Genomic DNA, 14,921 nt, shown 5'->3' with positions numbered 1-14,921 from the left:
TCCTCGGTCCGGTGGGCCCGAACAACCCTAGTGCTAGGGCTGGTGTTCGTCAGCCAGTACGATGGGCTGCTTTGATCGCCGGAACGAGGGAGCAACGGCCATGGGGGGACAGGGTTTTCGGGTGCAGCCCGAGGCTTTGGGTAGGTACGCGTCGGTCGTCGGGGAACAGAACGGACAACTCGGGCAGGCCCGCTCGGCCGTGGCCGGCATAGCCCTCTCGGGCAGCGCCTTCGGTCACCTGCCGAACGCCGCCCACCTGCACCAGATGTACAACCAGCACGCCGAGGCCAACGGGCAGAACCTGGCCGACCTGATCGAGGCGCTGGGCATGACGGCGGAGGGCCTGAACGCCACCGTCGACAGCTACGCCCAGCACGACCAGGAGCTCGCCGCGGGCCTGGGCGGTGGCCAGTGAACGGTCAGGTGCTCGTCTCCCCGGTGGACCTCGGCCCGAGCCAGGCCTACGCCTGGACCGAGGCCGTCCCGGCCCCGCCCTCCGCGCCGCTCACCCCGGCCCACAAGCCCGAGAAGGGCGGCCTGACCGGCTGGCTGGACGGCAAGGTCGAAGCCGCGCTCGAGGCCAGCGGCCTGATGCACTACCTGGAGAAGGTCACCGGCGACCTGAACGGCCTGAACGCCGCCGCCGAGGAGTGGCAGGCCCAGGCCCGGGCCGTCCGGAGCGTGGCCGAGCAGCTGCGCTCGGAGTGCCGCCCGCTCGCCCAGCAGTGGGTGGGCGTCGCCTCCGACGCCTTCGGTCGGCACATGGGCGAGGTGGTCGAGGCGCTCGACTCCACCGCCGAGGGCATGGACCAGACCGCCCAGATCATCAACCAGGCCGCCACCATGTGCGCGCTGGCCGAGGGCATGGTGATCGAGATCATCACCGAGGCGATCGAGGCGCTGGCCGCCTCGCTGGCCGCCGAGGCCGTGATCACCGTGCTCACCTTCGGCATCGGCGCGATCGCCGGCGCGATGCTGGACGCGGTGGAGATCTCCGCCTTCATCGCCCGCGTCGCCCGGGTCTCCGAGGAGCTCGCCACCAACCTGGAGAAGCTGGTCGAGGCGCTCAAGGAGCTGAGCACCGCCGTCAAGGCCGTCCGCAGCCTGCGGGACGCCAAGGAGGCGCTGAGCGCCGTCAAGGACGTGCGGACGGCCCTCAACGCGGTGCGCGGCATGGAGAAGGGCGGCGAGGGGGTCGGCAAGATCCTCAAGGACGCCAAGGAGGCCGGCTCGATGGAGGGCGTGGCCGGCAAGCTCGGCGAGTACGCCGCGCGCAAGGCCGCCGGCAGGGCCGACAAGTGGGTCGGCAACCAGATCGACAACGCCTTCAAGGACGCGGTCTTCGGTGACCACACCGTCAACGACCGCGGCCGCCTGCACCGGGGCCCGCAGCAGGAGCCGCCCGCAGAGGGCGAGGAGGGCAGGAGCGGCCCGCACGTGCCGATCGGCCTGGGCGGCGCGGTCAAGGGCTCGGTGCTCGGCGCGGTCAAGGGCGCGGCCAAGGACGAGACCTTCCGCACCGCCGTCGAGGGTGAGATCGGCTACCGCCTCCAGGGCACCAAGTACGCCGACGTCCCGGGCGACGTGCACGGCACGCTCGGCGACAGCGAGATCGGCCAGTGGGCGGCCGGCAAGGTCACCGGCAACAAGGACGTCCAGGGCGTGGAGGCCGGCACCGAGAACCCGGAGCCGTACCGGGTCGACAGGTCCCGGATCGAGCAGGCGTTCGGCTGATGTCCGGCGGTGAGGAGAAGAAGAAGCTGACCTGGAAGGCCAAGCTGGTGCTCGGCGTGCTGCTGCTCGGCCTGCCGGGCGCGCTGCTGGCCTTCGCCCTCTGGTCCACCTTCTTCCACGGCGGCAGCGGCCCGCTGACCGGCAACTGCGTGCAGTACGAGGCGGGCGCCTCGAAGGCGCCCAAGGTGGTGAAGTGCTCCGCGTCCACCGCGAACGCGGTGGTGCTCAAGCGGTACAACGTGCTGCCCACCACCCGCAGCTGCCAGGACGTGCCGGGCACCATCGGCTCGTACCAGGGCTCGTACACCTCCGGTAACTCCCAGAAGACCTATCTGATCTGCCTCGGGCCCAACCCGCCCCACTAGCGCCGACCCTCGCGGAGCGGCTGGCCCGGCCGGTGCCACAATCGGTGGGCTGGTCGCAACGCGAGGGTGGTTGGTGGGAGTGAACGGGACCTTTCCCCCGGAGTGGACGCTCGGCCGGGTGTTCACCGAGTGGCAGTTCGAGCCGGCTGTCACGGTGCTGGTGCTGCTCGGGCTGGCCGGGTACCTGGCCGGGCTCGGGCGGCTGCGGCGGCGCGGCGAGGCCTGGCCGCCGGGGCGGACCACCGCCTTCCTGCTGGGGCTGGCGCTCTGGCTGTTCACCGTGAGCTCCGGGCTCGGGGTGTACGAGAAGCTGTTCTTCACCGACCGGGCCGTGCAGGCCGTGGTGCTGCTCATGGTGGTGCCGCTGCTGCTCGCGATGGGCGCGCCGGTGACGGTGCTGGCCGAGCTGGCGGGGGAGGGTGGCCGGGAGCGGCTGCTCGGGGCGCTGCGCGGGCGGGTCTCCAAGGTGCTGATGTTCCCGCTGGTCTCCACCGTGCTGCTGGTGGTGCCGCCCTGGCTGCTCTACTTCACCGACTGGTACCGGCTCTCGCTCACCACGAGCCTGTGGAACACCGTCTTCCACGTCTCCTTCGTGCTGCTCGGCCTGGCCTACTTCTGGCCCCGGCTCCAGCTCGACCCGGTCGGGCGGCACTACCACCCGATGGTCGGGGTGGTGATCACCGTGGTCGAGGTGATCTTCGACGCGGCGCTCGGCTTCGTGCTGGTCTTCGGCTCCCACCTGCTCGTCCCCGACTACTGGGCCCAGCTGGCCCGCCCCTGGGGCATGGGCCCGCAGCTGGACCAGCAGTGGGGCGGGGCCGTGCTCTGGGGTCTCGGCGACATCGCCGGCCTGCCGTTCATGGTGGCCCTGATCGTGCGGGTGATCCGGGAGGAGCGGGCCCGGACCGTGCAGGTGGACCGGGAGCTGGACGCAGCGGAAGCGGCTGCGGCCGCCGTTCCGGTGCGGCAGGTGGAGGCGGAGGAGAGTGACAGGCCGTGGTGGGAGACCGATCCGCGGTTCGCCGGGCGGTACGGGGCGCAGTGAGGACGTTCGGGGAGCGGGGCGGGGGCTGAGGGGGTGCGTGCGGCGAGGTGGGGGGCTGGGCGCGCAGTTCCTCGCGCCCCTGGTAGTCGTCAGTTGACGCAGGGGATGCCGCCGGCCTTGACCGCCGGGCCCTGCATCGGGAGGGCCTCGGCGGGCTGGGAGGTCTCCGGGGTCGGGGCGGCGGTGGCCGGGGCGGTGTAGTCGGCGCCCAGGGTGACGGTGAGGTGGCCCGGCTGGGCCGTCGTCCCGAGGGTGGCGGTGGTGCGGTAGCGGGCCGCGACGGCCTCGGCGGCGGCCTTGGCGCCCGGGCCGTAGGTCACCGTGGTGGTCCTCGGGCGGGTGGTGGCGGTGCCGATCCTGCCCTCGGTCAGGCCCAGGGCGGTCAGCGCCTTGGACTCGGTCGCGGCCGCGTGCGCCACCGAGGAGCCGTTGTACACGTCCACCGTGCCGGTCAGCCGGGCCGCGCTCTCGGCGGCCGAGGGGGCTGCCGAGGGGTCGGCGGTCGGTGGGGCCGAGCTGGGCGTGGCCGCGGGCGGGGCGGCCTGGGCGGCGCCGTCGTGGCCGGTGAGCTGGCGGACGATCCGCTTGATCAGGTCCGGGTCGACCACGTTGACGTCCTGGCCGTTGATGGTCTTGAAGCCGGCGATCGGCAGGGTGTTGAACTCGACGTTGCCCCCGGTGAGGTTGGGCGCCTGCTGGGCGAAGTCGAGGATGTTCCAGGCGCTGTCGGTCACCACGTCCTTCTTGACCACGTCGAACAGCGCCTGCAGCTTGCCGAGGTCGCCGAAGATCCCCTGCTGCTTGAGCTTGTACTCGACGGAGGAGATGAAGGCCTGCTGCCGGTGGGTGCGGTCCAGGTCGCCGCCGGGCAGGTTGTGCCGCTGGCGGACGAAGGAGAGCGCGTCCGAGGCGTTCAGGCTGGAGACCCCGGCGGGCAGCTTGAGGCCGGTGCCGCCGCCCTCGTGGGTCGCGGTGCGGGCCACGATCGGGTCGCTCACCGCGTGGTTGAGGCAGACCTGGATCGGCTCCAGCGCCTTGGCGATGTCGTAGAAGCCGATCAGGTTGACCTCGGCGAAGTGGTCGATCGGGATGCCCAGGAACTGCTGCACGGTGGCCAGCGTGGCGGCCCGGCCGGCCTCCCGGCTCTGCCGCTCCAGCTCGGCCTTGGAGAGCCCCTTGCCCCCGAGCTTCGCCTCGGCGCGGGCCTTGGCGATGTCGTAGGCCTCCTTGATCTTGTGCATCTTCCCGTCGGCCCCGACGGTCTGCACCCAGTCGTCGCGCGGGATGGAGAGCGCGGTGACCTTGCCGCCGTCGGCCGGGATGTGCAGCACCATCAGGGTGTTGGTGTTGTAGCCGCCGATGTCGCTGGAGGAGCCGGCGTGCAGCTCCTCGGAGACCACCTGCGAGGGCAGGTCGTTGCCGTCCATGTCCTTGCGGCTGTCCAGGCCGATCAGCAGCAGGTTGACCGAGTTGTCCAGGCGCGGGGGCGCGCCCTGGCGGACGGTGCGCAGCGCGTCGGACTTGATCAGGCCGTCGTCCAGGGCGTGGTACTCGTACCAGGTCAGGCCGCTGGCGGCGAGCACGGTGAGGGAGAAGGCGCAGAGCGCTGTGCGGCCGAGCAGCAGGCCCGGGGAGCGGCGGTCAGCCACGGCGGGCCCCCTCCGCGCGGCGGTCGGCGGACCGCCGGACGGCCGCCCGGCGCAGCCGCACCAGGGCGACCAGCAGGGCGGTGGCCAGCGCCGCGAGCATCACCGGGAAGCCCCGGACGGCCCAGCCCACGGCACCCGCGCCGAGGGCCTTGGCGTCCTGGTACTTCTCTCCGTCGCCCAGCACCTCGGCCAGCGCGCTGAGCCCCAGCACCAGCGGCGGTACGGCGGGCACCACCCACCACCAGCCCGCCCGGCTGACCAGGGCGGTGGCCGCCCCCGTGCCGAGCACGGTGGTCACCGCGAAGACCCCGCCCACCCCGGGCCCGGAGGCCTCGTCCACCGTCGCCCCGAGCAGCGGCAGCCCGACCAGCAGCAGTGCGGCCAGCGCCCCGGCCCGCCGCCGGCCGGCCTTGCCGGGGTGTTTGTGCGAGGAGGGCCCGTTCCGGGGGCCGGGCCGGTGCCGGGGGTCGGGCTCGGCCTCGGCCTCGGGGGAGCGCCGGGGCCCGGTCGGGCCGGTCCGGTCCGCGTCCGGGCGGCGGCTGCGGGCCGGGGCGGGCACCGGCCGTCCGTGGCGGAGCGCGGGCTCCGGAGCCGTCCGGCCCCTCCACTGGTCACTCACGTGCTCACCCCTTACCGGTCGGCCCACGGGCACGGCGACAGTCCTCGGCCCGGCCGTCCGGCCCGGGGCCGGACGCGCCTGCCGCACGTGTCTAACGACCCCGGACACGGTAGGTATCAGAACCGGCTCGTCGGCCCACCGCCAGCGCGGCTCGCCGGGACCGGACCCGGACGGCGGAGCACCGGGTGGGCGCGGGTGAGCGCCGGGTGGGGTCAGCTGCGCAGGAAGGCCTCCAGGGAGGTCGCGAAGGCCACCGGGACCTCGTGCATCGGGTAGTGGCCCGAGTTCGGCAGCACCTCCAGCTCGGCGGCGGGGTAGTGGGCCAGCCAGGTGGCCGCCATCAGCTCGGGGGTGAGGGCCAGGTCGTGCTCGCCGACGTAGACCTTGACCGGCAGCGGGGAGCCGGCGATCCGGTCGGCGAAGTCCTGGGTGGACCAGTCGGTCAGGTAGGCGCCGAAGGCCTCCGGGCGGGAGCCGGCCACCGAGCGGGCGGTCAGCGCGTCCAGCCAGGTGCCGGTGGCCCGCTGCCCGGTGACCAGGTCGAGGATCGCCCTGCGGTTGCCCGGCTCGGCCGCCGCGCCGTGGAAGAGCTCGTACGCCTCCCCCTCCAGCGGGTAGGCGGAGGCCGGCACCGGCGTCACGCCGACCAGCTTGCGGACCCGGCCAGGGGCCTCGGCCAGCACGCGCTGGGCGGCCTTGCCGCCCATGCTGTGGCCGATCAGGGAGAACTGCTCCCAGCCGAGCTGGTCGGCCAGCGCGAGGGTGTCGGCGGCGATCTCGGCCAGGGTGAACTCGCCGGGCACGTCGGCCCGTTCGCCGTAGCCGCGGTAGTCGAGGAAGGCGTAGCCGAAGCTCTCGCCGTCCAGGTGGTCGAGGAAGGGGCCCCAACCGGCGGCGGTGCCGAACCAGTCGTGCAGGGCGATCACCTTGTGCGGGCCGGTGCCGACGGCGAGGTGGCTGATCGTCATGGCGTGACTCCTGAGGGTCGTGGTGCGGGACGGCAGGCAGCTACCCAGCTCGGGCCGCCCGCAACCGGCTCAAATGCCCTGGGCGGGACGCCGGTTGACGGGGCCCCGGAACACAGGTGGGACACGGAGGGGGCTGGTGACGGGGGAGATCGCGTAGCGTGGAGCGTTATGCGACTCGGTGTGCTCGACGTAGGTTCCAACACCGTCCACTTCCTCGTGGTGGACGCCCACCCCGGTGCTGCCCCGCTGCCCGCGTACTCGCACAAGGCCGAGCTGCGGCTCGCCGAGCTGCTGGACGGGGACGGCGCGATCACCGAGACCGGGGTGACCAAGCTGGTCGGGATGGTGGCCTCCTCGATCCGGGTAGCCGAGGACAAGGGCGTGGTCGACCTGCTGCCCTTCGCCACCTCCGCCGTCCGCGAGGCCGCCAACGGCGAGGCCGTGCTGCGCCGGGTGGCCGAGGAGACCGGGGTCGAGCTGCGGGTGCTCTCCGGCCAGGACGAGGCCCGGCTGACCTTCCTGGCCGTCCGCCGCTGGTTCGGCTGGTCCTCCGGCCGGCTGCTCAACCTGGACATCGGCGGCGGCTCGCTGGAGATCGCCTGCGGGATCGACGAGCAGCCGGACGTGGCCTGCTCCCTGCCGCTGGGCGCCGGCCGGCTCACCGCCCGGCTGCCCGGGGACGTGGCGGACCCGGACGACGTCCGGGAGCTGCGGCGCTACATCCGGGCCGAGATCGCCCAGGTCGCGGGCGAGTTCGCCCGGCTCGGCACGCCCGACCACGCCGTGGCCACCTCCAAGACCTTCAAGCAGCTGGCCCGGATGACCGGCGCCGCCAGCGCGGAGGCGGGCCCCTTGGTCCCGCGCCGGCTCAGCCGCACCGGCCTGGGCGCCTGGGTGCCGAGGCTGGCCGCCATGACGGTGGCCGAGCGGTCCCGCATCCCCGGCGTCTCCGAGGGCCGGGCCAGACAGCTGCTGGCCGGAGCTCTCGTCGCCGACGCGGCGATGGACCTCTTCGGCCTGGAGGAGCTCACCATCTGTCCGTGGGCCCTCCGGGAGGGGATCATCCTGCGGCGCTTGGATGCTCTGGACGGCTCCGCCGAACGCCGGCCTGCACTTGCAATCTCCGGGGGCGCGGGGAACGGCGCGGCCGACCATGCACTGGGCCGCAGTCTTACGAGCTGAGCCGGTTGCACTATCCGTTGACGGTGCAACTGGCTGAGTGGGTGAGATGGCGACTCCGCTTCTTCCGCACTCGCGCAGTTCCCCGCGCCCCTGGTGGTTCCCCGCGCCCCTGGTACACCGCTTACGCTGTTTTCCGTGGACGACGAGGAGAGGACCCGCACCCGCCGGGCGGCCAAGGCCGCCCGGGTGGTCACGTCTTCCCAGGCGGTGCAGGCCGTCAAGGCGGTGAAGAAGGCCCGGGCCGGCAAGGCGGCCACGGCGGCGCCGCTGCTGCGGACCACCGACCGGCTGGTGCTGCCGCCGCATCCCGAGCTGCACGTGCCGGACACCAAGGTGCTGCTCTCCACGGCCTCGGTCTACCCGGAGAACACCGTGACGGCCTTCGAGCTGGCCGCCCGGCTCGGGTACGACGGGGTCGAGGTGATGGTCTGGAACGACCCGGTCAGCCAGGACATCGAGGCGCTCCGCCGCCTGGCGGACGCGCACCGGATGCCCATCCACGCCGTGCACGCCCCCTGCCTGCTGATCACCCAGCGGGTCTGGACCACCGACCCGTGGACCAAGCTGGTCCGGGCCCGGGCCGCCGCCGAGAAGCTGGGCGCGGACACCGTGGTCGTCCACCCGCCGTTCCGCTGGCAGCGGCAGTACGCCCGCGAGTTCGTCGAGGGCATCGCGCGGATGGCGGGCGAGACGGAGGTCCGCTTCGCCGTGGAGAACATGTACCCGTGGCGCTACCGGGACCGGGAGGTGCTCGCCTACGCCCCCGGCTGGGACGTCACCGAGGAGGAGTACCGGCACTTCACCATCGACCTCTCGCACGCGGCCACCTCGCGGGTGGACGCGCTCGGGATGGTCGACCGGATGGGGGAGCGGCTGGCCCACATCCACCTGGCCGACGGCCTCGGCTCCGGCAAGGACGAGCACCTGATCCCCGGCCGGGGCAAGCAGCCCTGCGCCGAGCTGCTGGAGCGGCTGGCCCGGACCGGCTTCGGCGGCCACGTCGTGCTGGAGGTCAACACCCGCCGCGCCACCTCCCCCGCCGAACGCGAGGCCGATCTGGCCGAGGCGCTGGCCTTCACCCGGCTGCACCTGGCCACCCCCGCCCGCCGCCCCTGAGCGCCGGTGCTTGGATGGGTGGCAGCACACCGGACGGATGGGGGAGCCATGACGGACACGGACGACAGGGACCTGACGGAGGTTCACCAGCGGCACGCCGCCTCCTTCGGAGCGGTCGCCGCCGAGTACGACGCGGGCCGGCCCTCGTACCCTGGCGAGCTGTTCGAGGAGATCGAGCGCCTGACCGGCCGTCCGCTCAAGGACGCCGACGTGCTGGACGTGGGCGCGGGCACCGGCATCGCCACCCGGCTGCTGACCGCCCGGGGCGCCCGGGTGATCGCCGTCGAGCCCAGCCAGGGCATGGCCGACCAGCTGCGCGCCGTCACCCCCGGCTTCCCGGTGGTCAAGGCGGGCGGCGACGAGCTGCCTTTCCACGACGACTCCGCCGACCTGGTCACCTACGCCCAGGCCTTCCACTGGACCGACCCGGCCAGGTCGATCCCGGAGGCGATCCGGGTGCTGCGCCCGGGCGGCTCGCTCGCGCTCTGGTGGAACATCAAGGACCAGTCGGTGCCGTGGCTGGACGAGCAGGAGCGGCGGCTGGCCGCCAAGCTCTCCTCGCACCACTACTACGGCACCCGCAACGGCGTGACCGAGCCGCTCGCCGACCACGACCTGCGGCTGAGCACGGTGACCCTGCGCTGGGAGCGCACCCTGCCCGTGGACAGCGTGATCACCGACCTGCGCTCCAAGTCGTACTTCGCGGTGGAGCAGCCCGAGGTGCGCGAGCGGGTGCTGGCCGAGGAGCGGGCGGCGCTGCTGGCCGCATTCCCCGACGGCCTGGTGACCGAGCCGTACCGGCTGGAGCTCACGGTGGCCACCACCGCTGCGGGCTGACCGCATCGCGGACGGTGCGTCCGCCGGGTGGACGGCGGGCGTAGGCTCGGTGGCCTAGAACTCCGTCCCGCCCCTCGAAGGAGTGGAGCACAGTGCCCGAGCTGAAGTCCCGTACGGTCACCCACGGTCGCAACATGGCAGGCGCCCGGGCGCTTCTCCGGGCGGCCGGCGTAGCCCGCGAGGACTTCGGGAAGCCGATCATCGCGGTGGCGAACTCCTTCACCGAGTTCGTGCCCGGCCACACCCACCTCCAGCCGGTGGGCCGGATCGTCTCCGAGGCGATCAAGGAGGCGGGCGGCATCCCCCGCGAGTTCAACACCATCGCGGTGGACGACGGCATCGCCATGGGCCACCACGGCATGCTCTACTCGCTGCCCAGCCGCGACCTGATCGCCGACTCGGTCGAGTACATGGTCAACGCGCACTGCGCCGACGCGCTGATCTGCATCTCCAACTGCGACAAGATCACCCCCGGCATGCTGATGGCCGCGCTGCGCCTCAACATCCCGGTGGTCTTCGTCTCCGGCGGCCCGATGGAGGCCGGCAAGGCCACCCTGGTGGACGGCACCGTCCGCAAGCTCGACCTGGTCAACGCGATCTCCGACGCGGTGAACGAGTCCGTCTCGGACGCCGACATCGCGATCATCGAGGAGAACGCCTGCCCGACCTGCGGCTCCTGCTCGGGCATGTTCACCGCGAACTCGATGAACTGCCTGGCCGAGGCGATCGGCCTGGCCCTGCCCGGCAACGGCTCGGTGCTCGCCACCCACACCGCCCGCAAGGCCCTCTACGAGGACGCCGGCCGCACCGTCGTGGAGATCACCAAGCGGTACTACCACCAGGACGACGCGTCGGTGCTGCCGCGCGCCATCGCCTCCCGGGCCGCGTTCGAGAACGCGATGGCCCTGGACATCGCGATGGGCGGCTCGACCAACACCATCCTGCACCTGCTCGCCGCCGCCCAGGAGGCCGAGCTGGACTTCGACATGCGCGACATCGACGCCATCTCGCGCCGCGTGCCCTGCCTCTCCAAGGTCGCCCCCAACGGCAACTACTACATGGAGGACGTGCACCGGGCCGGCGGCATCCCCGCCATCCTCGGCGAGCTGCACCGCGGCGGCCTGCTCAACAAGGACGTGCACACCGTGCACTCCGCCTCGCTGGAGCAGTGGCTGGCCGACTGGGACATCCGCGGCGGCGCCGCCACCGAGGTGGCCGTCGAGCTCTTCCACGCCGCCCCCGGCTGCGTCCGCTCCGCCACCGCCTTCTCGCAGTCCGAGCGCTGGGAGTCGCTGGACACGGACGCGGCCGGCGGCTGCATCCGCTCGGTGGAGCACGCGTACTCGGTGGAGGGCGGGCTCGCGGTGCTCTACGGCAACCTCGCCGAGGACGGCTGCATCGTGAAGACCGCCGGGGTCGACGAGTCGATCTGGACCTTCAGCGGGCCGGCCGTGGTGCTGGAGTCCCAGGAGGACGCGGTGGACGCGATCCTCACCAAGCGGGTCAAGGAGGGCGACGTGGTGGTCATCCGCTACGAGGGCCCCAAGGGCGGCCCGGGCATGCAGGAGATGCTCTACCCGACCTCCTTCCTCAAGGGCCGCGGCCTGGGCAAGGCCTGCGCCCTGATCACCGACGGCCGCTTCTCCGGCGGCACCTCCGGCCTCTCCATCGGCCACGCCTCCCCGGAGGCCGCCTCCGGCGGCACCATCGCCCTGGTCGAGGACGGCGACGTCATCTCGATCGACATCCCGAACCGCTCGGTCGAGCTCAAGGTCTCCTTCGAGGAGCTCCACGAGCGCCGGATCAAGCTGGAGGCCGAGGGCGGCTACCGCCCGAAGGACCGGGTCCGCCCGGTCTCGGCCGCGCTGCGTGCTTACGCGGCGATGGCTACTTCGGCGGACAAGGGTGCAGTCCGCGACGTGAGCAAGCTCGGCTGAGAGAAACCACAGCAGGGGCGCGGGGAACTGCGCGCGCAACCGTGCACGGAGGTGCATGGCCGGTCGCGCACGCAGTCGAACAGGCGGAGCCCCGCGCCCTCGGTGGTGCCGGTCGGGTCATAATCGGAGGCGTGAGCGAGCCCCGGAAAGCCCCCGTCCGTCCGTCGTCCACTGCGCCCGAGCCGGAGCCGATCCGGTGGTTCGGTACGAGTTGGGTGGAGCGCGGTGGTGACTACCGGCTGCGGCGGGTGCTGGTGCCGCTCGGGGCGCTGCTGGCCGCCGTGGCGGCGGCCCTCGTGCTGAAGTTCGGCCTCAGCGGGGTGCGGCTCTCCGATGCGGGGGGCTTCGTCTACGTGCTGCTGGTCGCCGCCATCGCCGTCTGCTCCTGCCTGGCGGCGCTGCGGATGTGGAAGCTGCTCGCCGAGGGCCGCGACAACCTGACCGGCTGGATGGCCGAGGAGAAGTCGCTCGGCGCCCTGTTCGCGATCGGCTGCGTCGGCTCGCTGCTCGCGTACTTCCTGCGCAGCCTGGTCGAGGCTCCCGGCGAGTCGGTCAAGCGGGCCCGCTACGAGCAGGCCCTGGCCGCCCACCAGCGCCGGCAGTCGAGCCGCACCGGGCGGCCCGACCGCAAGCGCAAGGGCTGACGGTCGGCTCCGCGGGGTGCGGTGGCACGTCCCGTCCGGTGAAGTCGTGCTCAGATCAGCTTCGGGGCGCTCGGGCTCGGGGACGGGGAGGCCGTGCCGTCGGCGGGGGAGCTCGGGGTGGTGACCACCTGGGTGGGGGCCGGGCTCGGGGCGGGGGCCGGCTTGCCGGAGTCGCCGAGGCGTAGGCCGAGTGCGGCCATGCCGATCACGCAGAGCACGATCAGTACCGTCTGCCAGCGCTGACCGACCCGGCCGCGGAGCCGGCGCATTCGGCCGGCCTCGGGGGCGGGGGGCGCCGGGTGGCCGTGCGGGGGCGTGACGGCCGGAGCCTCGCGCTGCCAGCGGGCGGCGAGCATCCGGGCCCGGCCGGACTGCTCCTTGACGGGGGCGGCCCGGACGAAGTCCTCGTCGAGGACGAGCCCCTCGAAGGGGTCGTTCTCGGGCTCCTCGGCGGAGCGCGCGTCTGGGTCTTCGGCGATCGGCACGCGGTCAGTATGCAGACCCGAGGTGGTGCGGCGGGAGGCCGGAGCGATTTCTCCCTCCGGCCATCTGGTCGGTACGTCCCGTTTTCAGCCGTTACATCCGCTTGTCGTACTCAAGGATTCTTTCGCGCCCGCTTGACCGAACCGACCACCCCGGCGACCACCAGCAGCAGACCGGCCGGCAGCAGCGAGGTGAACAGCGCCCCGAACAGCCCCCAGCTGCCCAGCAGCGTCAACGACAGCGTGTTGAGCACCAGCAGCGCCCCGGCGGCCGGCAGCGCCGACTCCCAGGGGTGCTGCTCGGCCCAGCGGTGCAGCCGTCGGTCGCCGTGCTCGCGCACCTTGCCGCCGACGGTGCCGACCAGGAAGAAGAAGAACAGTGCCAGCCCGACCGGCCCGGCCAGGATGTCGGTCGACCAGTGCCCGGTGATCAGATCCACCCCGAGCGCCGCCGCCCCCACCACCGCCCCGACCCTGGCCGCCGTCTTCCAGGGCCCCAGCGTCGCCGACGCTACGGCGAGCTGCCTGCCCTCACTCCGCGACAAATCTCCGTGTCCCATGCCTCCACGGTGCTCCGCCCGGCCCCCGGAAGCCATAGGGGCCGACCCTGAGTTTCCCCGGGGCCGACCCTGGCTCGCCCCGGGGTCAGCGGCGGTAGTCGAGGGTGAGGGTGGCGTGGGTGCCGCGCTGGAGGAAGAGGTAGGCGGTGCTGGTCAGGGGGTGGTCGAACTCCAGGCGGAGTTGGAGGGGGGTGCCCGGGGTGACGGTGGGGGTGAAGGTGGTGGAGGTGCGGGTGCCGGTGGTGAAGGGGGCGAGGGTGGCGGCGGCCGGGGTGGTGGGGGTGGCCTGCCAGTCGTCCGGGGCGGTGGCGCAGCTGTTGCCGAAGCAGCCGGTGCGGGAGTCGACGACCAGGTCGGCGCCGGCGAAGGGGTTGCCGCTGCCGCTCGCCCAGCTGACGGTCAGTCGGGCGCCGGTGACGGTGGCGCCGGCGGGGAGGGTGGAGGTGTCGAAGGAGAGCAGGGCCCGGTTCTGCTGGCCGTCGGTGCCCCGGCCCACGGCGAGGCCGAGGTAGTCGGCCAGGGTGCCGACGCTGGGGGAGCTGCCGTCGGCGGCGGCCTTCACGTAGCCGTCGTGGGTGGTGTCGTCGGTGAGGGTGATCGAACCGGTGGTGGGGGAGGGGGTGGGTGTGGGAGTGGGTGAGGGAGTGGGAGTGGGGGAAGTGCCGTCCAGGCCCCAGAACTTGGCGATCCAGTAGGAGGCGCAGATGTTGGCGTCGAGCAGGTACGCGCCGGCGGTGCCGCACTGGGTGGGGCCGCTGCCCGGGTCGATCGGCTGGCCGTGGTCCATCCCGGTGATCGACCAAGTCTCCACCCGGGGCTGGCCGTCGGGGTCGGCGTAGACCTGGTGGGGGTAGCCGCCGACGGTCTCGGAGAGGGCCGGGGTCTGGCCGGTGCCGTCCGCGTCCGTCCACTGCTTGGTCAGCTCGCCGAGATTGCCCGGGTTGACCACCGAATCCGAACTGCCCTGCCAGAGCGAGACCTTGGGCCATGGGCCGGTCCAGCCGGGGTCGGCGGCGCGGACCAGGTCGCCCCACTGGGCCGGGGTCTGGGTGCGGCCGGTGGTCATGCAGGTGACGCTGGCCTCGACCTGGGTGGTGGCGCAGTGGTACGGCAGGCCCGCGACGATGCCGCCGCCCGCGAACACGTCCGGGTAGTCGGCGAGCAGGGCGGCCGTCATCGCCCCGCCGGCCGAGAGGCCGGTGACGTAGACCCGGCCGGCGTCGCTGCCGTAGTCGGTCTTCATCCGGTCGACCATCTGCTTCACCGAGAGCGCCTCGCCCTGGTCGCGGGAGAAGTCGGCGGGGGTGTACCAGTCGAAGCAGGAGTTCGGGTTGTTGCTGCTGGTCTGCTGCGGCAGCAGCAGGGCGAAGCCCCACGGCCGGGCCCACTGGGTCCAGCCGGAGGCGTCGTCGTAGGCCGCGGCCGACTGGGTGCAGCCGTGCAGCGCGACCACCAGCGGGCGGCCGGCGGGCAGGCCGTCCGGCACGTAGCGGAACATCCGCAGCGCGCCCGGGTTCGAGCCGAAGCCGGTGACCTCGGTGAGGGTGGCCGCCTGGGCCCGGCCGGGCACCAGGGCCAGCAGGCCGGCGAGCAGCCCGAACAGGGCCGTCACGGCCCAGCCGTACCGCGTACTTCTCCTGTACCGCATGGCAGTTGCTCCTTCGTGGGGGTGCCGCGACGGTACGGCGGCCCGGTGCGGCCGGGGACGGTACGGGCGGACACCCGGCGGGGCGACGCGGTGTCGGCCCAGCACGTGGACGTACCCGCACCAAGGGCCGTGCCG

The 14,921-nt window shown here is 73.0% G+C and carries 15 protein-coding genes; 9 read left to right on the top strand and 6 right to left on the bottom strand.

Going from position 1 to position 14,921, the window contains the following annotated elements:
• Nucleotides 1-121: 121 nt before the first annotated feature.
• The 4 genes from CFP65_RS16120 (at nt 122) to CFP65_RS16105 (ending at nt 3,144) form a co-directional block, all read left to right on the top strand.
• A complete protein-coding gene (locus tag CFP65_RS16120; protein ID WP_158702196.1) occupies nt 122-415 on the top strand; it encodes a hypothetical protein in 294 nt (97 codons plus the stop codon).
• Nucleotides 412-1,734, top strand: a complete 1,323-nt coding sequence (locus tag CFP65_RS16115; RefSeq protein WP_104816751.1) for a WXG100 family type VII secretion target — start codon at nt 412-414, stop codon at nt 1,732-1,734. The genes CFP65_RS16120 and CFP65_RS16115 overlap by 4 nt, the downstream gene beginning before the upstream one ends.
• A complete protein-coding gene (locus CFP65_RS16110) occupies nt 1,734-2,099 on the top strand; it encodes a hypothetical protein (protein WP_104816750.1) in 366 nt (121 codons plus the stop codon). The genes CFP65_RS16115 and CFP65_RS16110 overlap by 1 nt, the downstream gene beginning before the upstream one ends.
• Nucleotides 2,100-2,178: 79 nt before the next feature.
• Nucleotides 2,179-3,144, top strand: coding sequence for a cytochrome c oxidase assembly protein (locus CFP65_RS16105; protein WP_158702195.1), 966 nt, complete (start codon nt 2,179-2,181; stop codon nt 3,142-3,144).
• A gap of 89 nt (nt 3,145-3,233) precedes the next feature.
• Here the strand turns inward: CFP65_RS16105 and CFP65_RS16100 are convergent, their stop codons facing one another.
• The 3 genes from CFP65_RS16100 to CFP65_RS16090 all read right to left on the bottom strand — a co-directional run bounded on the left by CFP65_RS16100 (nt 3,234) and on the right by CFP65_RS16090 (nt 6,380).
• Nucleotides 3,234-4,793, bottom strand: a complete 1,560-nt coding sequence (locus CFP65_RS16100) for an LCP family protein (protein ID WP_104816748.1) — start codon at nt 4,791-4,793, stop codon at nt 3,234-3,236.
• Entirely contained in the window at nt 4,786-5,412 is a 627-nt protein-coding gene (locus CFP65_RS16095) for a DUF6542 domain-containing protein (protein ID WP_158702194.1), read from the bottom strand. The genes CFP65_RS16100 and CFP65_RS16095 overlap by 8 nt, the downstream gene beginning before the upstream one ends.
• Before the next feature lie 212 nt (nt 5,413-5,624).
• Nucleotides 5,625-6,380 (bottom strand): alpha/beta fold hydrolase, encoded by a 756-nt coding sequence (locus CFP65_RS16090; protein WP_104816746.1) that lies wholly within the window; start codon nt 6,378-6,380, stop codon nt 5,625-5,627.
• 168 nt (nt 6,381-6,548) lie between these two features.
• Here CFP65_RS16090 and CFP65_RS16085 point away from each other — a divergent pair, with 168 nt between their 5' ends.
• From CFP65_RS16085 to CFP65_RS16065, 5 genes are all read left to right on the top strand, one after another.
• Nucleotides 6,549-7,562: a Ppx/GppA phosphatase family protein gene (locus CFP65_RS16085; protein ID WP_104816745.1), complete on the top strand. Its 1,014-nt coding sequence runs from the start codon at nt 6,549-6,551 to the stop codon at nt 7,560-7,562.
• Between the two features lie 312 nt (nt 7,563-7,874).
• Nucleotides 7,875-8,678, top strand: coding sequence for a sugar phosphate isomerase/epimerase (locus CFP65_RS16080; protein ID WP_104820918.1), 804 nt, complete (start codon nt 7,875-7,877; stop codon nt 8,676-8,678).
• A 48-nt stretch (nt 8,679-8,726) separates the two neighbouring features.
• Nucleotides 8,727-9,515: a class I SAM-dependent methyltransferase gene (locus tag CFP65_RS16075; protein ID WP_104816744.1), complete on the top strand. Its 789-nt coding sequence runs from the start codon at nt 8,727-8,729 to the stop codon at nt 9,513-9,515.
• A 92-nt stretch (nt 9,516-9,607) separates the two neighbouring features.
• Nucleotides 9,608-11,452: a dihydroxy-acid dehydratase gene (ilvD, locus tag CFP65_RS16070; protein ID WP_104816743.1), complete on the top strand. Its 1,845-nt coding sequence runs from the start codon at nt 9,608-9,610 to the stop codon at nt 11,450-11,452.
• A 131-nt stretch (nt 11,453-11,583) separates the two neighbouring features.
• Nucleotides 11,584-12,096, top strand: a complete 513-nt coding sequence (locus CFP65_RS16065) for a hypothetical protein (RefSeq protein ID WP_104816742.1) — start codon at nt 11,584-11,586, stop codon at nt 12,094-12,096.
• A gap of 50 nt (nt 12,097-12,146) precedes the next feature.
• Here CFP65_RS16065 and CFP65_RS39990 read toward each other — a convergent pair whose 3' ends face one another.
• The 3 genes from CFP65_RS39990 to CFP65_RS16050 form a co-directional block, all read right to left on the bottom strand.
• Nucleotides 12,147-12,581, bottom strand: a complete 435-nt coding sequence (locus tag CFP65_RS39990; protein WP_174805541.1) for a hypothetical protein — start codon at nt 12,579-12,581, stop codon at nt 12,147-12,149.
• A gap of 110 nt (nt 12,582-12,691) precedes the next feature.
• Nucleotides 12,692-13,138, bottom strand: a complete 447-nt coding sequence (locus CFP65_RS16055; protein WP_158702193.1) for a hypothetical protein — start codon at nt 13,136-13,138, stop codon at nt 12,692-12,694.
• 85 nt (nt 13,139-13,223) lie between these two features.
• Entirely contained in the window at nt 13,224-14,786 is a 1,563-nt protein-coding gene (locus tag CFP65_RS16050; RefSeq protein WP_104816740.1) for a PHB depolymerase family esterase, read from the bottom strand.
• Between the last annotated feature and the right edge of the window lie 135 nt (nt 14,787-14,921).

It is taken from the genome of Kitasatospora sp. MMS16-BH015, assembly GCF_002943525.1.
In the GTDB taxonomy this organism is placed as follows: Bacteria; Actinomycetota; Actinomycetes; order Streptomycetales; family Streptomycetaceae; genus Kitasatospora.
This window is presented reverse-complemented; position numbering and strand designations above follow the sequence as displayed.

Bases quoted from the DNA above. Each gene is read 5' to 3' on its own strand.
- CFP65_RS16110 (WP_104816750.1), top strand. From the start codon at position 1,734: ATGTCCGGCGGTGAGGAGAAGAAGAAGCTGACCTGGAAGGCCAAGCTG.
- CFP65_RS16090 (WP_104816746.1), bottom strand. From the start codon at position 6,380: ATGACGATCAGCCACCTCGCCGTCGGCACCGGCCCGCACAAGGTGATC.
- CFP65_RS16085 (WP_104816745.1), top strand. From the start codon at position 6,549: ATGCGACTCGGTGTGCTCGACGTAGGTTCCAACACCGTCCACTTCCTC.
- CFP65_RS16055 (WP_158702193.1), bottom strand. From the start codon at position 13,138: ATGGGACACGGAGATTTGTCGCGGAGTGAGGGCAGGCAGCTCGCCGTA.
- CFP65_RS16075 (WP_104816744.1), top strand. From the start codon at position 8,727: ATGACGGACACGGACGACAGGGACCTGACGGAGGTTCACCAGCGGCAC.
- CFP65_RS16050 (WP_104816740.1), bottom strand. From the start codon at position 14,786: ATGCGGTACAGGAGAAGTACGCGGTACGGCTGGGCCGTGACGGCCCTG.